33 protein-coding genes and 2 pseudogenes are annotated in these 19,733 nt (G+C 41.0%); 2 read left to right on the top strand and 33 right to left on the bottom strand.

The annotated features are described in order from the left end of the window. Positions 1–6: 6 nt before the first annotated feature. The 3 genes from ACWIUD_RS10095 to ACWIUD_RS10085 are packed head-to-tail and all read right to left on the bottom strand — an operon-like array spanning position 7 to position 3,235. Positions 7–969: a UbiA prenyltransferase family protein gene (locus ACWIUD_RS10095; protein WP_454148789.1), complete on the bottom strand. Its 963-nt coding sequence runs from the start codon at positions 967–969 to the stop codon at positions 7–9. An 8-nt stretch (positions 970–977) separates the two neighbouring features. Beyond that, positions 978–1,130, bottom strand: a complete 153-nt coding sequence (locus ACWIUD_RS10090; RefSeq protein ID WP_454148788.1) for a hypothetical protein — start codon at positions 1,128–1,130, stop codon at positions 978–980. A gap of 8 nt (positions 1,131–1,138) precedes the next feature. Then, positions 1,139–3,235, bottom strand: coding sequence for a methyl-accepting chemotaxis protein (locus ACWIUD_RS10085; protein ID WP_454148787.1), 2,097 nt, complete (start codon positions 3,233–3,235; stop codon positions 1,139–1,141). 81 nt (positions 3,236–3,316) lie between these two features. Here ACWIUD_RS10085 and ACWIUD_RS10080 point away from each other — a divergent pair, with 81 nt between their 5' ends. Together ACWIUD_RS10080 and ACWIUD_RS10075 are read left to right on the top strand one after the other, a co-directional pair. Next, entirely contained in the window at positions 3,317–3,508 is a 192-nt protein-coding gene (locus tag ACWIUD_RS10080; protein ID WP_454148786.1) for a hypothetical protein, read from the top strand. A gap of 189 nt (positions 3,509–3,697) precedes the next feature. Next, positions 3,698–4,921: a glycosyltransferase family 10 domain-containing protein gene (locus ACWIUD_RS10075; protein WP_454148785.1), complete on the top strand. Its 1,224-nt coding sequence runs from the start codon at positions 3,698–3,700 to the stop codon at positions 4,919–4,921. Position 4,922: 1 nt separating this feature from the next. Here the strand turns inward: ACWIUD_RS10075 and ACWIUD_RS10070 are convergent, their stop codons facing one another. The 30 genes and pseudogenes from ACWIUD_RS10070 to rpsJ form a co-directional block, all read right to left on the bottom strand. Further along, on the bottom strand, positions 4,923–5,051 hold the full coding sequence (locus ACWIUD_RS10070) for a hypothetical protein (protein WP_454148784.1): 129 nt from the start codon (positions 5,049–5,051) through the stop codon (positions 4,923–4,925). A gap of 10 nt (positions 5,052–5,061) precedes the next feature. After that, complete coding sequence (gene rplQ, locus ACWIUD_RS10065; protein ID WP_454148783.1) at positions 5,062–5,418, bottom strand: 50S ribosomal protein L17; 357 nt, start codon at positions 5,416–5,418, stop codon at positions 5,062–5,064. Position 5,419: 1 nt separating this feature from the next. Further along, positions 5,420–6,418, bottom strand: a complete 999-nt coding sequence (locus tag ACWIUD_RS10060) for a DNA-directed RNA polymerase subunit alpha (RefSeq protein ID WP_454134682.1) — start codon at positions 6,416–6,418, stop codon at positions 5,420–5,422. Between the two features lie 22 nt (positions 6,419–6,440). Then, positions 6,441–7,067: a 30S ribosomal protein S4 gene (rpsD, locus tag ACWIUD_RS10055; protein WP_454148782.1), complete on the bottom strand. Its 627-nt coding sequence runs from the start codon at positions 7,065–7,067 to the stop codon at positions 6,441–6,443. A gap of 12 nt (positions 7,068–7,079) precedes the next feature. After that, on the bottom strand, positions 7,080–7,493 hold the full coding sequence (gene rpsK / locus ACWIUD_RS10050) for a 30S ribosomal protein S11 (protein ID WP_454134678.1): 414 nt from the start codon (positions 7,491–7,493) through the stop codon (positions 7,080–7,082). Between the two features lie 9 nt (positions 7,494–7,502). Continuing rightward, on the bottom strand, positions 7,503–7,865 hold the full coding sequence (gene rpsM / locus ACWIUD_RS10045) for a 30S ribosomal protein S13 (protein WP_454134676.1): 363 nt from the start codon (positions 7,863–7,865) through the stop codon (positions 7,503–7,505). A 3-nt stretch (positions 7,866–7,868) separates the two neighbouring features. Further along, a complete protein-coding gene (gene rpmJ / locus ACWIUD_RS10040) occupies positions 7,869–7,982 on the bottom strand; it encodes a 50S ribosomal protein L36 (RefSeq protein ID WP_454134674.1) in 114 nt (37 codons plus the stop codon). 135 nt (positions 7,983–8,117) lie between these two features. Then, a pseudogene (gene infA / locus ACWIUD_RS10035) lies at positions 8,118–8,369 on the bottom strand (translation initiation factor IF-1); the annotation flags it as partial. Between the two features lie 33 nt (positions 8,370–8,402). Next, positions 8,403–9,158, bottom strand: a complete 756-nt coding sequence (gene map / locus ACWIUD_RS10030; protein WP_454148781.1) for a type I methionyl aminopeptidase — start codon at positions 9,156–9,158, stop codon at positions 8,403–8,405. Beyond that, positions 9,158–10,417, bottom strand: a complete 1,260-nt coding sequence (gene secY, locus ACWIUD_RS10025; protein ID WP_454148780.1) for a preprotein translocase subunit SecY — start codon at positions 10,415–10,417, stop codon at positions 9,158–9,160. The genes map and secY overlap by 1 nt, the downstream gene beginning before the upstream one ends. Continuing rightward, the gene (gene rplO / locus ACWIUD_RS10020) at positions 10,417–10,869 is read right to left on the bottom strand and encodes a 50S ribosomal protein L15 (protein ID WP_454148779.1); all 453 of its coding nucleotides are present in this window, start codon (positions 10,867–10,869) and stop codon (positions 10,417–10,419) included. The genes secY and rplO overlap by 1 nt, the downstream gene beginning before the upstream one ends. Positions 10,870–10,890: 21 nt before the next feature. Then, positions 10,891–11,331: a 30S ribosomal protein S5 gene (gene rpsE / locus ACWIUD_RS10015; protein ID WP_454148778.1), complete on the bottom strand. Its 441-nt coding sequence runs from the start codon at positions 11,329–11,331 to the stop codon at positions 10,891–10,893. A 12-nt stretch (positions 11,332–11,343) separates the two neighbouring features. Next, positions 11,344–11,700, bottom strand: coding sequence for a 50S ribosomal protein L18 (rplR, locus tag ACWIUD_RS10010; protein WP_454148777.1), 357 nt, complete (start codon positions 11,698–11,700; stop codon positions 11,344–11,346). A 14-nt stretch (positions 11,701–11,714) separates the two neighbouring features. After that, positions 11,715–12,284 (bottom strand): 50S ribosomal protein L6, encoded by a 570-nt coding sequence (gene rplF / locus ACWIUD_RS10005; protein WP_454134666.1) that lies wholly within the window; start codon positions 12,282–12,284, stop codon positions 11,715–11,717. Between the two features lie 9 nt (positions 12,285–12,293). Further along, on the bottom strand, positions 12,294–12,689 hold the full coding sequence (gene rpsH / locus ACWIUD_RS10000) for a 30S ribosomal protein S8 (RefSeq protein ID WP_454134664.1): 396 nt from the start codon (positions 12,687–12,689) through the stop codon (positions 12,294–12,296). A gap of 10 nt (positions 12,690–12,699) precedes the next feature. Next, on the bottom strand, positions 12,700–12,885 hold the full coding sequence (locus tag ACWIUD_RS09995; RefSeq protein ID WP_454134663.1) for a type Z 30S ribosomal protein S14: 186 nt from the start codon (positions 12,883–12,885) through the stop codon (positions 12,700–12,702). A gap of 2 nt (positions 12,886–12,887) precedes the next feature. Further along, entirely contained in the window at positions 12,888–13,433 is a 546-nt protein-coding gene (gene rplE / locus ACWIUD_RS09990) for a 50S ribosomal protein L5 (protein WP_454134662.1), read from the bottom strand. A gap of 9 nt (positions 13,434–13,442) precedes the next feature. Beyond that, complete coding sequence (rplX, locus tag ACWIUD_RS09985) at positions 13,443–13,667, bottom strand: 50S ribosomal protein L24 (RefSeq protein WP_454134660.1); 225 nt, start codon at positions 13,665–13,667, stop codon at positions 13,443–13,445. 12 nt (positions 13,668–13,679) lie between these two features. Beyond that, positions 13,680–14,048 carry a 50S ribosomal protein L14 gene (gene rplN / locus ACWIUD_RS09980; protein WP_454134658.1) on the bottom strand — a complete coding sequence of 123 codons (369 nt, stop codon included), beginning with the start codon at positions 14,046–14,048 and terminating at the stop codon, positions 13,680–13,682. Then, complete coding sequence (gene rpsQ / locus ACWIUD_RS09975; protein WP_454134656.1) at positions 14,048–14,311, bottom strand: 30S ribosomal protein S17; 264 nt, start codon at positions 14,309–14,311, stop codon at positions 14,048–14,050. Before rpsQ ends, rplN begins: the two co-directional genes overlap by 1 nt. Before the next feature lie 15 nt (positions 14,312–14,326). Next, positions 14,327–14,536, bottom strand: a complete 210-nt coding sequence (gene rpmC, locus ACWIUD_RS09970) for a 50S ribosomal protein L29 (protein WP_454148776.1) — start codon at positions 14,534–14,536, stop codon at positions 14,327–14,329. Then, entirely contained in the window at positions 14,523–14,948 is a 426-nt protein-coding gene (gene rplP / locus ACWIUD_RS09965) for a 50S ribosomal protein L16 (protein ID WP_454148775.1), read from the bottom strand. The genes rpmC and rplP overlap by 14 nt, the downstream gene beginning before the upstream one ends. Positions 14,949–14,969: 21 nt before the next feature. Beyond that, complete coding sequence (gene rpsC, locus ACWIUD_RS09960) at positions 14,970–15,659, bottom strand: 30S ribosomal protein S3 (RefSeq protein WP_454148774.1); 690 nt, start codon at positions 15,657–15,659, stop codon at positions 14,970–14,972. A gap of 249 nt (positions 15,660–15,908) precedes the next feature. Next, positions 15,909–16,244, bottom strand: a pseudogene (rplV, locus tag ACWIUD_RS09955) (50S ribosomal protein L22); the annotation flags it as partial. A 12-nt stretch (positions 16,245–16,256) separates the two neighbouring features. Continuing rightward, entirely contained in the window at positions 16,257–16,538 is a 282-nt protein-coding gene (rpsS, locus tag ACWIUD_RS09950) for a 30S ribosomal protein S19 (RefSeq protein WP_454134651.1), read from the bottom strand. Further along, on the bottom strand, positions 16,538–17,365 hold the full coding sequence (gene rplB / locus ACWIUD_RS09945; RefSeq protein ID WP_454148773.1) for a 50S ribosomal protein L2: 828 nt from the start codon (positions 17,363–17,365) through the stop codon (positions 16,538–16,540). The genes rpsS and rplB overlap by 1 nt, the downstream gene beginning before the upstream one ends. A 34-nt stretch (positions 17,366–17,399) precedes the next feature. Continuing rightward, positions 17,400–17,681, bottom strand: a complete 282-nt coding sequence (locus ACWIUD_RS09940; protein ID WP_454148772.1) for a 50S ribosomal protein L23 — start codon at positions 17,679–17,681, stop codon at positions 17,400–17,402. After that, positions 17,681–18,313, bottom strand: a complete 633-nt coding sequence (gene rplD / locus ACWIUD_RS09935; RefSeq protein WP_454148835.1) for a 50S ribosomal protein L4 — start codon at positions 18,311–18,313, stop codon at positions 17,681–17,683. Before rplD ends, ACWIUD_RS09940 begins: the two co-directional genes overlap by 1 nt. A 22-nt stretch (positions 18,314–18,335) precedes the next feature. Further along, on the bottom strand, positions 18,336–18,914 hold the full coding sequence (gene rplC / locus ACWIUD_RS09930; RefSeq protein ID WP_454148771.1) for a 50S ribosomal protein L3: 579 nt from the start codon (positions 18,912–18,914) through the stop codon (positions 18,336–18,338). Between the two features lie 11 nt (positions 18,915–18,925). Beyond that, entirely contained in the window at positions 18,926–19,234 is a 309-nt protein-coding gene (rpsJ, locus tag ACWIUD_RS09925; protein ID WP_454134643.1) for a 30S ribosomal protein S10, read from the bottom strand. Between the last annotated feature and the right edge of the window lie 499 nt (positions 19,235–19,733).

The raw sequence follows: 19,733 nt of genomic DNA, 5'->3' as shown, positions 1-19,733 counted from the left end.
TTCCTTTCATATTTTTAAAATCACAATACCGACAAAACTCACAAACCACGCTAAAATCGTGCATTGCAAAAATCTATCTTTTAGCAAAATTTTCGCAGGGTCACCAGAATCCATATTCACAAAAGTGATTTGCATATATCTAAAAATCCCAAGTAGCACAAAAACGCTAGTCAAATAAAGCGAGTGCGTTCCAAATCGCTCATTTACACTCAAATCAATGCTGTAAAAAATATATGCCACCATCACAAGCGAGGCAGAAATACTCATCGCAATATCTAAAAATGTGCGATTGTAGGCGGAATATTTCGCTTGTTTGCATACCATAATCTCATCGCGCCGCTTTGCTAACGCCAAAAATAATGCAAGCAAAAAAGTCGTAATAATAATCCAATGTGAAAGTGAAATATTTGTCGCCACAGAACCCACAAATAAGCGGAGGACAAACCCACTTGCAATAATAAAAATATCCAAAATCGCAATGTGTTTGAGATAAAAACTATAAGCGATATTTAAAATAATATAAAAAATAAAAGGGAGGAAAATGGAGAGATTTTGCGGAGTTGTGATTAGATTCTGCGATAGATTCTGCGAATTTGCATTTAGATTCTGCGAATTATGCGCTAGATTCTGCGAAAGGTGTTCGTCCCCCCCCCCCCAATTTGAAATAGAAGCAATCACCAAAAACGCAAACGCAATTAGCGCAAATGCAAAAACACTAGCATTTAAAATGCTAACTTTCCCACACGCAATGGGACGCAGACATTTTTGTGGGTGAAGTTTATCGGTGTTTTTATCCAAAATATCATTTATCACATAAATCCCACTTGCAAGCAAACAAAACGCCACAAAGCAAAGCAATAAATTCGCAGAATCCGCCAATCTAAACTCGCTAAATCCAAAAAATGCAGGGGCAAAAATAAAGAGATTTTTACTCCATTGATAAGGTCGCATAAGCAAAATATATTTCATCAAATTCTCTAACTTTTTAAAAATAAAGGCAAAATTTTAGCATAAAATATAAATTTCGCAAGAATTTCCCCATAATAATTCGCAGAATCTAGCGCAAAAATTCTCCCGCGAAATTCGCAAAAATCCCCGCAGATTCTGCGAATTTCATACATTTCGCACAAATCTCGCCTTAAAAACTTTTCTTTTTCACATCATCCAAAATCGCACTTGCAATGCCATTCACCCCATCGGTGATTTTGTTTGTTTCATTTGCTACTTTGACATTGCCCTGTGTCACAGCTTCTAGCTCGATGATATTTTCGCTAATCTGCCGCAAACCATCTGTTTGCTCTTGGATATTTTCGCTCATTTCATTTACAGATTGCGCCAAAATATTCACAGTCGCCTCAATCTCGCTCAAACTCTTATTTGTCCGCTCGGCGAGCTTTCGCACTTCATCAGCGACTACGGCAAATCCGCGCCCGTGCACTCCCGCCCTCGCTGCTTCAATCGCCGCATTTAGCGCGAGTAAATTCGTTTGGTCGGCGATGTCTTTTATCATTTTTACGATATTTTTTATGTCTTCTGCTTGTTGCGTGCATTCATTTGTTTTGTCGCTTACGCTATGCATTGAATCGCTTATGTTTTGCACCGCTGTGGCACTTTGCGCAAGTGAAGCTGCTTGCTTTTGCGCGCTGTCATTTAAATGCTCCATTGATTTTTTAAGGATTTTTGATTGATTATCCAACTCTTTTGCGTATTTCGCAGAATCTTTTAGCATCGCCACAATCGAATCACCTAGCGTATTTACGCTATGCTCCAATCCTTGCGGATTTGCGATGCGTGGGGTGAAGTCATTTTTTTGATATGCTTCAAAGATTTGCGCTGCCCTGCTTAAATCCCCGCCCACAAGCGCATAGAGCGTTTTACTCATCTCATTTAGCGAATCTTTTAGCTTTTCGGTTTGCGGATTTAGGCTACTTTTTTCAATGAGCTTGCCAAATCGCCCCTTTTTGGCTTCATCTACCAAATCCACCACTTCTTTCACCACCGCAGAATCTGCATCGATTGTATTTTGCGTTCGCTCGATATTTTGATTTAGCGTGACACCCATATCGCCTAGCTCGTCATCGGCGTTGATTTTTAGCGGTTGTGGTTTTGCCTTTGTTTCGTAGTTTAGATACTTAAAGACATCGTGGAGTTTATCGCCAATCTTTTGGATTCTGCTAATTAGTCGTGCTTTGATATACCAGCTCATAATCGCGGCAATCGCCCCAAGTGCTACAATCGTAGCGATTATGATGATATTTCGCAAGTTTCGCACAGGCTCTAACACCGAGTCTTCGGGCGCATTTAGCACCATCGCCCACCAAGTCCCGCTATCTGGCGTCACTTCAAATGAGTGAATACTCGCAAATCCTTCATTACCGCTTACCGAGCGATAATGCACGATGCCATTTCTATGCTCTCGCACTATTTGGAGCAAGTCGCCTGCGCTTTTGTGGGGATTTACGTCCGTTAATTTTTTATTTTGTATGCCTAAATCACTATGGACAATCAGCGTCCCATCATCAGTTAGCACGAATGGCACGGCGCCTTTTATGTGCCCTTTGGCGAGTTCATCGATGATGAGTTGCCTAAAAGGATTCATCCGAATCACAACGCCAATCACGCCGATGACTTCACCCCCGCGCAAAATGGGGATATTTATGCTAATGCCATACATCGAATGCTTATTTACGACCTTTGAGTCAGGCGGAGAAACGGCGATTTTCTTCGTGGCAAATGCCTTTGCAAGTCCGCGAAAACTCAAAATCACAGAATCTGCCTGAACTATCTTACCGGGCTGTGATAAGTCATTTTGCGGTGCTTCTGCCAAAATCAAAAAGTCTCCATTTGGCAGTCGATGCCTTGAATCGGCGATATTTTCGCCCTTAAATGCGCTGTGATTTTTGAGATAGAGATAAGTCCAAGATGCCAAAGCATTCGAGTTTAGTGCGCCAAGCACGATATTTGCCATCATTGATTGATTTCGCACGGAGTTGATTTGCTCTTCAAGTGGGACTTTGATAGTCTTAATACTCGCCACCGCATCGCCAATGGAGCCGACCATAAGCGTGGCATAAGTATTTGTGATATTCTCAATCAGCGCGTTGCTCTCTTTGAACTGAATGTCGCTACTTCGCGCATAAATAATATACGCCATAATCGCCAAAAACAGCACCACCACGCCATTTATAAATAGCACTATTTTTGTCGCTAACTTCAACTTGTTAAAAAAACTCATAAAAAATCTTTTTTGTGTGATTTAAATGTGAAAGTATATCGCAAAAATAAATGCGATTTAGGAAGAAATTGCGAATTTTATGTGAAATCGGGGAAACTTACACAAAGCGCAGAATCTGCCATTTTCTCGTCATTGCGAGATTCTGCGAATTTATGGCGTTTAGATTCTGCGATTTTTGCGATAGATTCTGCGTTTTGTGGCGATTCGCAGAATCTAAATATTTTTCACACTAGATTCTGCGATTTTGCGTTAGATTCTGCGTTTTTCACATAAAAATGTTTCGTTTTGTTTTAAAATCGCAGAATCTCATTTGTCAATTTAAAAAGTAAAAATCTTAAAAAATTTTCTATCGCTCCGCCCCTAATTCATAGCAAAAATCGCCCAAGATTTGGCGTAATAATCAGCGTAGATTTAAAATAAAAATGCAATAATTCGCCTATAAATTTCAAAAAAGGACTTGCGATGGCAAAAAAATCACAAATCAAAATGCGTCCAAAAATCAAAATGCGTATAGTTGATTGGTGGAGTGATGACACGGAAGCGAATTTCTGCGCAAATCCGTTTGTAAAAATTTTAAGCCAAAAATACGAGATTATTTACTCAAAAAAGCCCGATTTTTTGCTTTGCGCCCCCTTTGGCGAGAAGCATTTTGAATATGATTGCGTGAAAATCTTTTACACGGGCGAAAATGTCCGCATAGATTGGAATCTTATGGATTATGGTATCGCTTATGATTTTATGGACTTTGGGGAGCGATATTTGCGTGTGCCTTTGTTTGTGCTTTATAATCATAATTTGGCGCGTAGAAATCTAAATGCGCGGGAGAAATTTTGCGCGTATATGGTAAGCAATGGCGGGGCGGTGCTGCGTGAGCGATTTTTTGATAAGTTGAGTGCGTATAAATGCGTGGATTCAGGTGGCAAATGGCGCAATAATATCGGTGGCGCGGTAGAAAACAAGCACGAATGGTTGCAAAGCTACAAATTTAACTTATGCTTTGAAAATTCAAGCTGTGCGGGATATTTGACAGAAAAGCTATTTGACGCATATAGTGCGGGGTGTGTGCCTATTTATTGGGGTGATACAAGTTTGCGAAGTGGATTTGCTAATGATATAAATGGGGCAGATATTATCGATGGGGGGGGGCAGATTTATCGAGGGGGGGGGGGCAGATTTATCGAGGGGGGGGGCAGATTTATCGAGGGGGGGGGAAATAGAAGCCTTTATAACCCAAATGATTTAGATTCGATTGACACTCGAATCCCAAATATTTCATCACATTTATTAGAATACAAAATCAATCCAAAAGCCTTTATAAACGCGCATAATTTTGCAAATTTGGACGCGCTAGTGGAGGAAGTGAAACGAATCGACAATGACAATAATGCTTATGAATCTATGCGAAATGAGCCACTATTTTTGGATAATTTTAATCCAAAAGAATTTTATGAAAAGAAAATCTTTGATTTTTTTGATAATATTTTCTTACAACCGCCAAATCTTGCTTTTCGGCGCGGGGAGGGGCAACATTTATCTGTTTATCGCACACGCATTGCAAATATCAGCAAGAATGCGGATTTAGGCAAAGATGCGCTAAATATCGCAAGATTTTATGATAGGATTCATAAATCTACGCGCAAGATTCGGCATAAAATGCGATTTTGGAAAATGCAATTTTGGAAGTAGCTTATTTATTATTTTGCTGATGATAGCGATGAATGGGGTGCTGATAGTCAGTGCGCTCACAAGCACTCAAAAACAAAACAGCAAAAATCGCCACAACAAAGGCTACTTTGCGATAAGATTTATAATTCAAGCACTCTGCCCTATTTTACAAATTCAATCACTGCCATTTCTGCGGCGTCACCGCGTCTTGTGCCGATTTTGTGAATGCTAGTATATCCGCCATTGCGGTTTGCAAAGTTTGGTGCGATTTCGGTGATGACTTTTTTAGTCGCTTTTTTGTCTTGCAATTTAGCAAAAATCTGCCTATGCGCGTTGCTCTTATCATCGCCCTTTGCGGTGGTGATGATTCGCTCGATGTAGCTTTGCAATTCTTTTGCTTTAAAAAGTCCTGTGGTGATTTTCTCGTGCGTGATTAGCGCGATGGATAGATTTTTCAGCAATGCCTTTCTATGCGAGCTTGTGCGCCCGAGCTTTCTATAATCATTTGCGTGTCTCATTTTACATTCCTTTGCTTATTTTTTTTAAAATCGCCTCTCTTGTGGAGTTTGGCAACAATGCGCCGACTTCATAGCCGATTTCTTTTAGCTTATCGACAATCTCATCATAAGAGCGTTTGCCTAAATTTTTGATATCTTTTAGCTCGCTCTCTTTCATCAAAACTAACTCGCCGATATAATTTATCCCCTTTTTATCAAGGCAGTTTGAGCATCTCGCGCTGAAATTTAGCGTGTCGATTTTTTGCAAAAGCACTTTGTCTATGCCAGATTCTGCCTCCGCCTCGCGCGTGACTTTACTTGCAATCTTTAACTCCGACCTAAAAATATTAAGCTGATTATCCATAGTGCTCATCGCATCTTTAAACGCCTCAATCGCGCTCAACCGCCCATCTGTCTCAATATCAAAGATAACTTTTTCAAAAGTCGGGTCATCTTTGACAAGCACATTTTCAATCTCATAAAGGACATTTTTCACAGGCGTGAAATACGCATCTAGCGGGATAAATCCATCTAAAATCGTCCCGCGAATATCCTCACTTGCCACAAATCCTATGCCTTTATTTATGATGAGCGAAAAGCTGATTTTTGCGTCATCGTTGATTGTGGCGAGATAAACATCGCTATTTACGACTTCAACTTCGTCATTTTTTAAATCATTGCCAAGCAAAATCTTTTCGCCTGAAAATGAGTAATGCACCACCACCTGATTTGTGTCGGGATTTTTGATTACAAACTGCAATTTGCGCAAATTTATAATAAAAAGCGACACATCTTCGGTAATCCCGCGAATCGAATCAAACTCGTGCGTAACGCCCTCAATCTTAATGCCGATAATCGCATAGCCCACAGAGCTAGTCATAAGCAATCTGCGAATCGGGTGGGCTATGGTTATGCCATATCCTGTCTCAAATGGATATGCGGAGATTTTAGCGCGATTCTGCGAAATGGGCTCTACATCGATATTTGTAGGCACAAAAGGAAAAGTTTTAATAGTTTTCATAACACCACCTTGAAAAATTTAATTATTTAGAATACAACTCGACAATTAGTCTCTCTTCGATAGGAATCACAACTTCATCTCTTTGCGGTAGGCGCGTGAAAATGCCAAAGCATTTGTTTTCATCGACTTCTACCCAAGGGACGATTCCTGTTTGCTTTGTCAGCTCCAAAGAACGCTTGATTTGTGCGTTGTTTGTGCTTTTTTCTTTGACGCTAACTTTTTGCCCAGCTTTTACCACAAAGGACGGGATATTTACGCGCCTTCCATCGACTAAAATATGCCCGTGCGTAACAAGCTGACGCGCGAATCTGCGCGTAGTGGCAAAGCCCATACGAAATACGACATTATCAAGTCTGCGCTCCAAAAGCGAAATGAGATTTTCCCCTGTGTTGCCCTCGATGCGATTGGCTTCATTGAAAATGAGCCTAAATTGTCGCTCGGATATGCCATACATAATCTTTGCTTTTTGCTTCTCGCGCAACTGCAATCCGTAATCGCTGATTTTCCCGCCACTTTGTCCGTGCTGTCCGGGTCCGTATTTGCGCTTGTTTATGGCGCATTTTCCTGCTAGTCGTCTCTCGCCTTTCATATCAAGATTCACACCGAATCTTCGCTCTAATTTCTCCACAGGTCCTAAATATCGTGCCATTGAATGCTCCTTTTATACGCGTCTTCGTTTGGGTGGTCTGCAACCATTATGTGGCAGTGGCGTAACATCTTTTAGCCAAAGCACTTTTATGCCCTCAACTGCGCCCACGCTTTTTACTGCGGTTTCGCGCCCACTGCCCGGTCCTTGAATCTTAATGCCGACTTCTTTTATGCCAAATTCCTTTGCTTTCATTAGCGCGGATTCGACTGATTGCTGTGCGGCGTAGGGCGTGGATTTTTTGCTACCTTTGAATCCTAGCGCACCAGCCGTGCTCCAGCAAAGCACATTGCCCATCTCATCGCTAATGGTTACAACCGTGTTGTTGAAAGTCGCTGCAATATGGATAATGCCCTTTGCAATGCTTTTTTTAGCGGATTTTCGCTTTGTTGTTTTCGCGTTTGTCGCTTTTGTATTTGCTTTTGCCATTCTTACTCCTTATTTGCTACCTATGGTTTTGCGTTTGCCTTTGCGGGTTCTAGCGTTGTTTTTGGTCGTTTGTCCGCGCACAGGGAGTCCCTTTCTGTGGCGAATCCCACGATAGCTCCCAATCTCCATAAGCGACTTAATATCCATCGTAACTTTTTTGCGCAAATCGCCCTCTACGATGTAGCCCTCTTGAATCTTTTTGGCGATTTTGGAGACTTCATCTTCGCTCAAATCGCTCACGCGCTTATCAAAGGACAATCCCACTGCATTCAAAATATCCCGCGAACTTTTCAAACCAATGCCATAAATATAAGTCAGCGCGTATTCTACGCGTTTTTTCTTTGGCAAATCTACACCAGCAATCCTAGCCATTTTCTATCCTTGTCTTTGTTTATGTTTTGGAGTTACGCAGATTACGCGAATCACTCCATTGCGTTTGATAATTTTGCATTTATCACACATTTTCTTTACCGACGGTCTAACTTTCATTTTTTCTCCTTTAATTTAAATTTCACGAATCAAAAACGCAAATTATATAATTTCATAGTTTAAATTCTACTTATATTTTGCGTCTAATCGTTTTTGAATCTCAATCAACTCTGGCTCTTTTTGAATGTCCTCATTTTTGTAGCGCAAAGTGATTCGCCCTTTGTCAATGCTGTAAGGCGTAAGCTCCAATTTCACTATATCGCCTGTTAGGATTCGTATATAGTGCATTCTAAGCTTCCCTGCAATGTGGCATAAGACAATATAATCATTCTCCAAGCCCACGCGAAAAGTCGCATTTGGCAAAACCTCAATGACTTTGCCATAAAGCTCGATAACATCATCTTTTGCCTTTTTCTTTTTTTCTTTATCATCGCGCCTAACGCCCAAAATAAAACCTCCCTTAAAATTTAGATTCGCAACTCAAATCTCTGTCAAAATCACGGGCTTTGAATCTATCATTGCGATTGTATGCTCGTAATGTGCGCCATTTAGCCCGTCCTCTGCGACAACTGACCATTTATCGTCCAAAATCTTTGGATTGCCATTTTTTTGGCAAACCATAGGCTCAATGCAAAAAACCATACCATTTCGTATCTTTGGACCTTGATTTGCCTCAAATTCTAAAAAATTTGGAATCTCTGGCTCTTCGTGCGGACGAGTGCCAATTCCGTGTCCGCAAAATCCGCGAAGTGGCACGAATCCCCGCGCGATAATGGAGTCTTCAAGCAATTTGCTTAACTCTTTAAATCGCATACCGACTTTTAGGCTATCAATCGCGCTTAAAAGCACGGAGCGGGAGCAATCGATGACTTTTTCATCTGCCTTGCTAATCGCTCCGATGCCACAAGTAATCGCGCCATCGCCAAACCAACCGCCACATTCTACGCCAATATCCACGCCCAAAATATCGCCATTTTTGAGTTTATATGAATCTGGTATGCCGTGAATTATGACTTCATTTACCGATAGGCAAATGGCTTTGGGGAATCCATAAAGCCCCTTAAATGAAGCCTTTGCGCCCTTTGATTGTATGAAGTCATCGGCGATATTATTTAGCTCTTCTAAACTCACGCCCTCTTTGGCATTTTCACGCACAAGATTTAGCGCACCAGCTACGATTTGACTAGGTTTTCTCATCGAATCTATTTCTTTTTTATTTCGTATTGCGATAGCCATTATAACCCTGTCGCGCTCAAAGTTTTGTATTTATTCATATAAATTTGCGCTTCGATTCGCCTCATCGTATCAATCGCCACTTGCACGACAATAAGCACCGCAGTCCCGCCAAAGACAAATGGAATCCCCGCACTTTTTAGCACCATCCAAGGGATTGTCGAAATACACGCCAAATAAATCGCACCCCAAAAGGTGAGATTACTTGCGGTAGTATTTAGAAAATTTGCCGTTCCCTCACCCGGTCGAAGTCCGGGTATGAATCCGCCTTGTCGTTTGAGATTTTCCGAAATGTCTTTGGCGTTAAATACGATTGATGAGTAGAAAAACGCAAAAAACACCACCAAAACAAACATTAGCACATTATATGCGTAACCATTTGGGCTTAAAAAATCCGAAATGGCAAGCATAGTTTTGTTGCTAGATGCTTGCAAAATAGTAGATGGGAAAATCAGCACCGCAGAGGCAAAAATGGGCGGAATCACGCCACTTAAATTGATTTTGATAGGGATATAATTCATAATGCGCTTGTTTTGATTTTGCATAATGATTTTTCGTGCGTAGCTAACGGGGATTCGCCGCTCGGCAAGCTCGATATATACGATAATAAAAATCGTCCCAAGCACCACTGCAAGCATTACAAGCGAAACGATGATATTTATTTCGCCTTTGCTTATCGAATCAAAAGTCTGCCCGATGGCTGATGGAATCCCAACAACAATCCCCGCAAAGATGATTAAACTAATGCCATTGCCAACGCCCCTTTGCGTAATCTGCTCTCCAATCCACATAAGCATCATTGTCCCAGCAAGCATTGAAACGGCAGAGATTAGCACAAACATATTGCTATCAATCAAAATCGCATTGCCATAATTGCCCTCTAACGCTTTTAGCCCGATTGACACGCTTACGGCTTGAACTAGCGTGATTGCGATTGTGGCGTAGCGAATGATTTGCATATATTTTTGCATACCATCGCGCTCTTTTTTGAGTTTGCCTAAATTTGGAAAAGTGGCAGCAAGTAGCTCCATAACGATTGACGCCGTAATGTAGGGCATAATGCCAAGCGAAATAATGCTAAATCGCTCAACCGCTTGTCCGCTAAACATATTAAATAGCCCAAGCGCGTTGTTTTTGTTGCTATCAAAAAATTGTTTTAGCACATCTGCATCAACGCCGGGTATGGTTACATACGCCAAAACCCTATACGCCAACAAAAATGCGAGTGTGATTAAAATTTTATTTATTATGGTTTTATTCATTATTTATCGCTTTTAGATTCTGCGTTTTTTACGCTAGATTTGGTAGATTCTGCGTTTTGCATTCTACTTGTGATGATATTTTCATCTTTGATTTTTAGAGCAAAATCCTTTGCTTTTTTGCCGATAAGTTTGACTTTTTTGACTTGCGCCGAAAAGCCATAGAGTTCTTTAAGCGATTGAATCGTAATTTCGCTTAAAGATTCAATCTTTGCGGATTTATCGACATTTATTACAAGCGGTTTTTCTACGCGACTTTTAAAGCCCACTTTTGGCAATCGCCTTTGGAGTGGTTGCTGTCCGCCCTCAAAGCCGATTTTTTGCTTGTAGCCTGTCCTTGCAGTTTGTCCTTTGCCACCACGCGTAGAGGTTTTGCCCATACCGCTACCTTGTCCGCGCCCTACTCTTTTAATGGATTTTACGCTATTTTTGGCTGGTTTGATTCTCTCTAACATTTCTCTGTCCTTAAAATTTATTTATGCTTTGATTCTGCTTAAAGCATCGATAGTCGCACGGACGACATTATATGGGTTGCTAGAACCTAGCGACTTTGTCAAAATATCGCGAATCCCAGCAAGCTCAATCACAGGACGCGCAGAACCACCCGCAATCACGCCTGTCCCCTCACTTGCAGGGCGAAGCAAAATGCGACTTGCATTGTATTTATGCTCAATGTCGTGGGCGATTGTCGTGCCTTTGATATTTACTTTGATGATATTTTTGAACGCATCATCGATTGCCTTGCGAATCGCATCAGGGACTTCTTTTGACTTGCCTAGCCCAAATCCCACTAGCCCTTTTTCGTTGCCTACGACAACAAGGGCATTAAAGCGAAATCTGCGCCCACCTTTGACGACTTTTGTAACGCGCCCGATATTTACGACTACTTCTTTGAATTCTTCTTTATTTACTTCCATTTTCCAAATCCTTTAAAAAACTATGCCATTTTCGCGCAAACTATCCGCAAAACTCGCCACAACGCCGTGATACAAATATCCGTTTCTATCAAATACGATTTTTTGAATCCCAGCGTCTTTTAGGCTTTTGGCAAAAGATTGCGCTAGTTTTTTCACATCGTCTTTGTTGTTTTTTAAGCCCATTTTTTTGCCATCGACATTTGCTAGTGTGAATCCACGCGAATCATCAATCGCTTGTGCGTAAAAATATTTATTTGAGCGAAAAATGCTAACTCGTGGAGTGTTTGAATCACCTACGATTCGCCCACGAACTCGTGCTTTGCGCTTTTGTGTAAGTCGCTTTTTAAGTTTTAAGTTTGTTTCTAACATTTTTTAACCTCACATTATTTTTTGGCTGTTTTGCCGGCTTTGCGTAAAATCGTCTCTTCGACATATTTCACACCCTTGCCTTTATAAGGCTCTGGCGGACGAAACGCACGAATCTCAGAGGCAATCTGCCCGATTTGTTGCTTATCATTGCCTTTTAGCGTGATGATATTTTTGTCAATATTTACTTCCACGCCTTTTGGAATCTCATAATTTATCGGGTGCGAAAAGCCCAAAGATAGCTCCAAAATATTGCCTTTTACCGCTGCTTTGTAGCCCACGCCGTTAATTTCAAGCTGTTTGCTAAAACCACTTGTAAGCCCGATAACAATATTATTTGCCAAAGCGCGATAAGTCCCCCAAAATGCGTTTAGATTCAGCCCCTCTAAATTCGCGCCATCCTTTGAACCTTTTTGTGAATCTTTTAATCCAAAGCTCAAAACGCCATCTTTTAGCGAAATATTCACGCGATTGTGCGTCTCTAACTCTTTTTGCGCTTTTGCGCCTTTAAAGATGATTTTAGAGCCTTGCACTGCGACTTCCAAGCCCTTTGGGATAGTGATTGACTGCTTACCAATTCTTGACATAACTTCCTCCTACCAAATACTGCAAAGTGCTTCGCCGCCGACATTATTTTTGTAGGCTTCGTCATTTGCAATCACGCCTTTGCTCGTGCTAACTACAATCGTGCCATAGCCGTTTTTAAAGCGTTTTAACTCATCGCGGGACTTGTAGATTCGGCGTCCGGGTTTGCTAATGCGCCTTAACTCGCTAATTAGCGACTTGCCATTTTCATCATAGCCCAAAAGCACGGTAATGTTTTGTTTGCCATTTTTGTCATTCACGCGATAATCTTTGATGAATCCCTTTGCCTTAAAAACTGCCAAAATAGAGACGACAATTTTCGCATAGTATAGATTCGTATGCTCTAATCGCCTCATAGACGCATTTCTAATCCTAGTGATTGAATCTGCGATTATATCATTTACCATTTGAATCTCCTTACCAGCTAGACTTGCGAAGTCCGGGGATTAAGCCCTCGCTTCCCATTTTTCGCAAACAAACTCTGCATAGCTTAAAATATCGATATACAGATTTTGGGCGTCCGCAAATCTGACATCTGCTATAAGCTCGTGCGCTAAATTTCGCCTTGCGTCCGTTTTTTGCTATCATTGATTTTTTTGCCATATTTATCTCCCTTTTGCAAAAGGCATACCGAATGATTCGAGTAGTTTAAATGCCTCTTTGTCGTTATTTGCCGAAGTTACAATCGTAATATTCATTCCGTGCGTTACCATAATGTCATCATACACTACTTCAGGGAAAATGAGTTGCTCTTTAATCCCAAAGTTGTAATTCCCCCTGCCATCAAATCCATTGCGTGGAATCCCACGAAAGTCTTTCACGCGTGGCAAAGAAATGACGATTAGCTTTTCTAAAAAGTTAAACATTTTTTTGCCCCTAAGCGTAACTTTCACACCCATTGGCATTCCCTCGCGCATCTTAAATCCTGCCACAGATTTTTTGGCGTGAGTGATAATCGCCTTTTGCCCAGCAATCAGCGAAATGGTATCAGCGATATTTTGGATAATCTTCGCATCTTTGGCATAATCTCCCGCACCCACGCTTATCACAATCTTTTCGATTTTTGGGACAAGCATAGGATTTTTGAAATCAAACTCTTTCATCAACTTTGACTTAATTTCCGTTGCATAAAGCTCTTTTAATTGATACATTCTACTTCCTTACAGCTTTTTAACATTTGAGATATGAATGGGCTTCTCTTTTGTGATGAATCCACCTTTTGGATTGTCATCGGTTGGCTTAATCGCCTTTTTAACGACATTGCAACCCTCAACTATCACTTGCGATTTTTTTGGCAAAACCTGCAAAACTTTCGCTTCTTTGCCCTTGTCATCGCCTGTGATAATCTTTACCATATCATTTTTTTTGATAGCAAATTTAATCATCTCTTACCTCACTTACAGCACTTCTGGTGCTAATGAAACGATTTTCATAAAGTTTGCATAGCGCACTTCTCTGCCCACAGGACCAAAGATTCGTGTGCCGATTGGCTCTTTTTTAGCGTCCAAAATCACAGCGGCATTATCATCGAATCGCACTGATGAGCCATTGTCTCTATGAATCTCTTTTTTTGTGCGAACAATCACGGCTTTTACGACATCGCCTTTTTTGACTTTGCCATTTGGGATTGCCTTTTTCACACTCGCCACGACAACATCGCCCAAACTCGCATACCGCCTATGACTTCCGCCCAAAACCTTAATACACATCAATTCTTTTGCGCCACTATTATCGGCTACATTCATTCTAGTAAAACTCTGAATCATCACTCAACTCCCGCGCTTATGGTTTTATTTAGTTTGAATGCTTTGTTTTTAGAAATGGGTTTGCATTCGATTGCTTCAATCACATCGCCCACTTTGCACGAATTATTCTCATCGTGGATAATGTATTTTTTGAATCGCTTTACAATTTTGCGATATTTTGGGTGAAGCACCTTGCGCTCAACCAACACGCTAAAACTTTTATCGCCACTTTTCTTTATGACTTTGCCTTGAATTAGCCGTTTAAAAGATTTTTTCTCGCTCATTTTTACTTCCTTATTTTAACTTGCGCTTTTAGCTGAAATCGCGGTATTGATTCGCGCTATCTCTTTGCGAACCACCGAAATTTGCGCAAAATCCGTTAGTTGCATAGTCTTTAACTGCAATCGCAATTCAAAAAGTTTGAGCTTTTTTTCTTTCAAAAGCGACTGCAATTCTTTAATGTCTTTATCTTTTATATCTTTAAATTTCAACACATCAGTAGATTTCATTTTCACTCTCGCTTGTTATGATTTTTGTTTTAAATGGGAGTTTGCTTTGCGCTAGTGCCAAAGCCGCCCTAGCCAAATTTTCCTCAACGCCCACCATTTCATAGATGATTCGACCCGGTTTGATATTCATAACCCATTTTTCAACCGCGCCTTTACCTTTACCCATACGCGTTTCAAGTGGTTTTGCGGTGATTGGCTTGTCGGGGAATACGCGAATCCAAATCTTCCCCGTCCTTTTGATATGCCTAGTCATCGCAATCCTTGCCGCTTCGATTTGGCGCGAATCGATTCGCCCTGCCTCGATAGCCTTTATCGCAATGTCGCCAAATGCGATTTTACTGCCACGCATAGCTTTACCACGATTGCGCCCTTTCATTTGCTTTCTATATTTTGTCTTTTTAGGCATTAACATAGCTTTTTCCTCTCTTTAACTTTATCTCGCTCGTTTTTTGCGGACTTCAACTTCGGAGTCTTTTTTCTCGGCTTGGATTCCCTTTTGCAAAATCTCGCCTTTGAAAATCCAAACCTTAACGCCGATAATCCCAAAAGTCGTCATCGCCTCTGCGAATCCATAGTCGATTTTCGCGCGAAGCGTATGAAGTGGCACTCTGCCCTCCATATACCATTCTGTCCTAGCCATTTCAGCCCCTGCCAAACGCCCAGCGACTTTGACTTTTATGCCTTTTGCGCCTGATTTCATCGCACTTTGCATTACTTTTTTCATAGCGCGCCTAAATGCAACCCTGCGCTCTAATTGCATAGCAACATTTTCGGCGGCTAATTGCGCGTTTGATTGCGGTTTTTTCGTTTCTCTAATATTTATGGCGACATCTTTTTGGGCTAATTTTTTAAGAGACTCTTTTACTTTTTCGATGTCTGCGCCTTTTTTGCCTATGATAAGACCCGGGCGCGCCGCACTTACGGTGATTTTGATTTTCTTTGTGGTGCGCTCGATGATAATCTCGCTAATCCCCGCGTAATAAAGCTCTTTTTTGATAAATTTGCGAATCTTATAATCCTCGCCAATGTTTAGAATCGTAACTTTTTGTGATGGAAACCACCTTGAAGTCCAATTTCTATTGATACCTAATCTAAGCCCGATTGGATTGACTTTTTGTCCCATTTACTTGTCCTCATCTTTTTTATTTGTAGTTGCTTTTGCGGTGCTTTTTGGTTTAGATTCTGCGATTTTCGCAGAATCTTTTGGCGCAGAATCTTTTGCTTTTGAAGCTGTTTTTGAAACTTTCGCAGAATCTTTGGATTTGCTAGATTCTGCGTTTTTATTAGATTTTACGCTTTTTGGCGCAGAATCTGCTTTTTTATTTGTTTTTTTAGATTCTGTGATTTTTGATTTTTTGGTGGATTCTGCGATTTTAGCTTTGGCAATCTCACTTTCAGTTGCCACTTCTACCAAAATGTGCGCTGTGGGTTTGCGAATCATATTTGCCCTACCCCTTGCGCGTGGCGACATTCTGCGAAGCACAGGACCGGCGTCAATTCTGCAAGATTTCACAATCACGCTTTGTGCATCATAATTGCCATTAGCAACAGCGGACGCCAAAACCTTATAAATCACCCGCGCTGCTTTATTTGGGGCAAATTCCAAAGTCGCTAATGCCAACTCCGCATTCATTCCTTGAATCTCCCTTGCGATAAGTCGCGCTTTTATGGGCGATAGTCTAATGTATTTTAATAATGCTTTGCTCATTTTTTCTCCCTACTATTTGCCTATTTTCTTTTGCACAGTGCCTTTATGCCCTTTAAATGTCCTTGTCAGCACAAATTCGCCAAGTTTATAGCCGATATGCGATTCGGTGATATACACAGGCACAAACGCCCTTCCATTATGGACATTGAAAGTTAGCCCTATCATTTCAGGCGTAATCGTGCTTCTGCGCGACCAAGTTTTAATGGGCTTGTTGTCCTTGCTCTCTTTTGCCTTTGCCACTTTTTTTACCAAATAATCATCAACAAATGGACCTTTTTTAATCGACCTTGCCATTATTTTTTCCTTCTTGAAATTATTAGTCTATCGCTAGGTTTTTTACGCCTTGTTTTATAGCCTTTTGCTGGAGTGCCCCAAGGCGAAACAGGGTGTCCGCTAGAACCCGTTTTACCCTCGCCACCGCCGTGTGGGTGGTCAATAGGGTTCATCGCACTACCACGCGTTTGTGGGCGAATCCCCAAATGCCTTGCCCTACCCGCTTTGCCTAGCGAAATATTGATATAATCCTCATTGCCTATGCTACCGATTGTCGCGCGACATTCTTCTAAAATATATCTCATCTCACCACTTGGCATTTTAATGATAGAGTATTTGCCCTCACGCCCCATAAGTTGCGCACTCGCTCCCGCACTTCTAGCGATTTGCCCACCAGCTCCGGGATAAATTTCGATATTGTGGATAATGCTACCTAAGGGAATCGCTTTTAGCTTCATCGAATAGCCGACTTTTACATCTATGCCTTCATTTGCCGCCACAATCTTATCGCCAACTTTTAATCCATTTGGTTGCAAAATATATCGCTTTTCGCCATCTGCATAGCAAATAAGCGCGATTCGGCAGTTTCTAAATGGGTCGTATTCGATTGCTTTGACAATGCCATCGATATTTAGCTTGTTGCGCTTAAAGTCGATGATTCGATATAGCTTTTTTGCCCCGCCCTCTTTGTGGCGTGAAGTGATTCGTCCGTTGTTATTGCGCCCTGCGGTTACTTTTAGCTTTTTAAGCAAAGAGCGCACACTAGCCTTTGCGGTAATATCATTTGAGCTAAGGCTTGTCATAAAACGCCTACTTGGCGTTGTGGGTTTATAGGTTTTAATAGCCATTTCTTTCGTCCTTTAAATTATACTTTTAGCGATTCTACACTTTAAGAGATTCAATCTTGGCGCCCTCTGGCACTTTGACATAGAATTTCTTAAAATCCGCTCTTGTGCCTTTTACGCCACGAAACCGCTTCACTTTGCCACTTTGTCGCAAAGAATTGATTCGCAATGGGTTAAATCCAAAATATTCATTAAAAAGGGCGCGTAGTTGATTTTTGCTGACATTTGTGGCAGTTTGCACTACGATAATGCCACTCTCTTGCTGACTTAGGGACTTTTCGGTATATAAAATTGATTTAATATCTGTTATGTCTGCCATTATTTACCACCTTTTATAAGCTCATCAAATGCGGATTTTTCGATGACTACGCATTTAAAAACCGCGATTAAATAAGCATTGACTTCATCTAAATCCACCAAATAGCAATCTTGCAAATTCCTAAATGCCAAAAAAGTCTCATCACTATTACTTGCCGTTACAAATAGTGCGTTGCGCTCATTTAGGCTTTTGAAAATCTTAAACGCGTCCTTTGTTTTGCCACTTTTCACATCAAGCGAATCTACCACAAAGAGCTTATTTTCAACCGCCTTTTGATAAAGCGCGTAATTTAGCGCAAGTTTTTTTTGCTTTTTGTTGATTTTAATATCATAGTTGCGATTGTTGCTTGGTCCGTGTGAAACACCACCGCCGACAAATACAGGCGAAGTAATACTCCCAGCCCTAGCGCGTCCGCCACCTTTTTGACTCCACGGCTTTTTGCCACCGCCACTAACTTCGCCCCTAGTCTTTGCTTTCGCGCTATTTAGGCGCAAAGACGCCAAATAAGATTTGACATACAAATATAAATTATGCTCTTTGATTTCCGCGTATTCACTAGGAAGCGCAACATAATTTTTTGAACTATCTGTGGATTTTTTAAAATCTTTATCTAAAATTATTGCCTTACTCATCTCTAATCCCTTTTTATGAATCTCATTTGATAATTTGGATTCGCCCAAATGCGCCATCATAACCCGCGCTTGAGCCTTTTAGCACAAGAATCGCATTTTCTTTATCAAAAGACAAAACTTCATTTTGAACGCTCACTAGCTCATCGCCGTAATGTCCAGCCATTTTTTTGCCCTTTTGGACGCGTCCGGGCCACTCTCTATTACCAATCGAACCGGGAGCGCGATGAAAGCGTGAGCCGTGCGCCGCAGGACCGCCTTGAAAATTCCATCGTCTCATTACCCCGCTATATCCGCGCCCTTTGGTTTTAAAGGACACTTTTACACGCTTCGCACTCTCCAATACGCTCAAATCCAAATTGCCGACTTCTTTGTTTGCTACGCTCAAAGTTGCGAATCGATTAAATTCTTTGGTGATATTATATTTCTTTTGTTGCCCTGCTAGTGGCTTATTGAACGCTTTGCCTTTTTTGTATGCCACGATTGCCTTGCCATTTTCTAACAACTCACACACCTTTGAATCTACGATTTTTAGTAGCGTAACGGCTTGGCTTTTCTCGCCTAGCGTCCTACTCATACCGATTTTTTCTACAACAAATTCCATTTTTTAAATCCTTAATTTATAAAGGTTACTTCGACTTCCACTTCTGGTGCTAAATCAAGCCCCATAAGGCTATCAACCGTATCTGGCGTAGCGGACATAATGTCTATGATTCTGCTGTGGATTCGCATTTCAAATTGCTCACGCGAATCTTTGTTGATATGCGGAGAGCGCAAGACGGTGTATTTTCGCTTCCTTGTAGGGAGCGGGATAGGACCGATGATTTCAGAACCTGTGCGTTTCGCAGTCTCTACAATCGAGCCAACCGACCTATCAAGCACTCTGTGGTCGTAAGCTTTTAGTTTTAGTCGCATTTTTTCCATATTTTTAAATCCTTGAAAAGGCAAAAGCCTAATTTCTAAAAAAGGCGAAATTTTAGTAAAAAATTCATTCAAATGTCAATACCAAATCAAGCAAAAACCGCAAATTTATAAAAATTTGTTTCCTTTTTTTTAGGATAATTTTCGCAGAATCTAATATATTTTCACGCTAGATTCTGCGATTTTTTGTGTGATTCGCAGAATCTGTGTTATTTATTCCGTCATTGCGAAAAAATCCGTAGCATTTTCGTGGCAATCTATGTCTGTTTAATTTTTATTTTGGATTGCTTCGTTGTTTTCGCTATCGCTCAAACTGCCTCGCAATGACAATTTTTTTAGATTCTACGATTTGTGTCTTTCAAACAATCGAAGTAATGGCGGTAGTGCTTTGCTTTGTTTTGGCGCGAAATGAGCGAAATAGAACTAATCGTTCATTGAGCGAAATTTTGTGCCAAAACAAAGCAAATGATTACCCAAGACACAAATTGCGAATCTACCACCC

The organism is Helicobacter sp. 23-1044, from assembly GCF_053654695.1.
This window is presented reverse-complemented; position numbering and strand designations above follow the sequence as displayed.

What these genes read in the sequence shown, in the direction of transcription:
- rplX (WP_454134660.1), bottom strand. Translation starts at nt 13,667, where the DNA reads ATGATTAAATTTGCTATCAAAAAAAATGATATGGTAAAGATTATCACA.
- ACWIUD_RS10095 (WP_454148789.1), bottom strand. Translation starts at nt 969, where the DNA reads ATGAAATATATTTTGCTTATGCGACCTTATCAATGGAGTAAAAATCTC.
- rpsS (WP_454134651.1), bottom strand. Translation starts at nt 16,538, where the DNA reads ATGGCAAGGTCGATTAAAAAAGGTCCATTTGTTGATGATTATTTGGTA.
- rpmC (WP_454148776.1), bottom strand. Translation starts at nt 14,536, where the DNA reads ATGAAATCTACTGATGTGTTGAAATTTAAAGATATAAAAGATAAAGAC.
- rplR (WP_454148777.1), bottom strand. Translation starts at nt 11,700, where the DNA reads ATGTTAGAAACAAACTTAAAACTTAAAAAGCGACTTACACAAAAGCGC.
- rpmJ (WP_454134674.1), bottom strand. Translation starts at nt 7,982, where the DNA reads ATGAAAGTTAGACCGTCGGTAAAGAAAATGTGTGATAAATGCAAAATT.
- ACWIUD_RS10075 (WP_454148785.1), top strand. Translation starts at nt 3,698, where the DNA reads ATGGCAAAAAAATCACAAATCAAAATGCGTCCAAAAATCAAAATGCGT.
- rplF (WP_454134666.1), bottom strand. Translation starts at nt 12,284, where the DNA reads ATGTCAAGAATTGGTAAGCAGTCAATCACTATCCCAAAGGGCTTGGAA.
- rplP (WP_454148775.1), bottom strand. Translation starts at nt 14,948, where the DNA reads ATGTTAATGCCTAAAAAGACAAAATATAGAAAGCAAATGAAAGGGCGC.
- rpsC (WP_454148774.1), bottom strand. Translation starts at nt 15,659, where the DNA reads ATGGGACAAAAAGTCAATCCAATCGGGCTTAGATTAGGTATCAATAGA.
- rplB (WP_454148773.1), bottom strand. Translation starts at nt 17,365, where the DNA reads ATGGCTATTAAAACCTATAAACCCACAACGCCAAGTAGGCGTTTTATG.
- rpsD (WP_454148782.1), bottom strand. Translation starts at nt 7,067, where the DNA reads ATGGCACGATATTTAGGACCTGTGGAGAAATTAGAGCGAAGATTCGGT.
- ACWIUD_RS10060 (WP_454134682.1), bottom strand. Translation starts at nt 6,418, where the DNA reads ATGAAAACTATTAAAACTTTTCCTTTTGTGCCTACAAATATCGATGTA.
- rplE (WP_454134662.1), bottom strand. Translation starts at nt 13,433, where the DNA reads ATGTATCAATTAAAAGAGCTTTATGCAACGGAAATTAAGTCAAAGTTG.
- map (WP_454148781.1), bottom strand. Translation starts at nt 9,158, where the DNA reads ATGGCTATCGCAATACGAAATAAAAAAGAAATAGATTCGATGAGAAAA.
- rpsJ (WP_454134643.1), bottom strand. Translation starts at nt 19,234, where the DNA reads ATGGAAAAAATGCGACTAAAACTAAAAGCTTACGACCACAGAGTGCTT.
- rpsQ (WP_454134656.1), bottom strand. Translation starts at nt 14,311, where the DNA reads ATGAGCGAGAAAAAATCTTTTAAACGGCTAATTCAAGGCAAAGTCATA.
- rpsE (WP_454148778.1), bottom strand. Translation starts at nt 11,331, where the DNA reads ATGGAAGTAAATAAAGAAGAATTCAAAGAAGTAGTCGTAAATATCGGG.
- rplO (WP_454148779.1), bottom strand. Translation starts at nt 10,869, where the DNA reads ATGTTAGAGAGAATCAAACCAGCCAAAAATAGCGTAAAATCCATTAAA.
- ACWIUD_RS09940 (WP_454148772.1), bottom strand. Translation starts at nt 17,681, where the DNA reads ATGGCAGACATAACAGATATTAAATCAATTTTATATACCGAAAAGTCC.
- secY (WP_454148780.1), bottom strand. Translation starts at nt 10,417, where the DNA reads ATGAATAAAACCATAATAAATAAAATTTTAATCACACTCGCATTTTTG.
- rpsK (WP_454134678.1), bottom strand. Translation starts at nt 7,493, where the DNA reads ATGGCAAAAGCAAATACAAAAGCGACAAACGCGAAAACAACAAAGCGA.
- ACWIUD_RS09995 (WP_454134663.1), bottom strand. Translation starts at nt 12,885, where the DNA reads ATGGCAAAAAAATCAATGATAGCAAAAAACGGACGCAAGGCGAAATTT.
- ACWIUD_RS10085 (WP_454148787.1), bottom strand. Translation starts at nt 3,235, where the DNA reads ATGAGTTTTTTTAACAAGTTGAAGTTAGCGACAAAAATAGTGCTATTT.
- rplQ (WP_454148783.1), bottom strand. Translation starts at nt 5,418, where the DNA reads ATGAGACACGCAAATGATTATAGAAAGCTCGGGCGCACAAGCTCGCAT.
- rpsH (WP_454134664.1), bottom strand. Translation starts at nt 12,689, where the DNA reads ATGGTAAATGATATAATCGCAGATTCAATCACTAGGATTAGAAATGCG.
- rplN (WP_454134658.1), bottom strand. Translation starts at nt 14,048, where the DNA reads ATGATTCAGAGTTTTACTAGAATGAATGTAGCCGATAATAGTGGCGCA.
- rpsM (WP_454134676.1), bottom strand. Translation starts at nt 7,865, where the DNA reads ATGGCTAGGATTGCTGGTGTAGATTTGCCAAAGAAAAAACGCGTAGAA.
- rplD (WP_454148835.1), bottom strand. Translation starts at nt 18,313, where the DNA reads ATGAGTAAGGCAATAATTTTAGATAAAGATTTTAAAAAATCCACAGAT.
- rplC (WP_454148771.1), bottom strand. Translation starts at nt 18,914, where the DNA reads ATGGAATTTGTTGTAGAAAAAATCGGTATGAGTAGGACGCTAGGCGAG.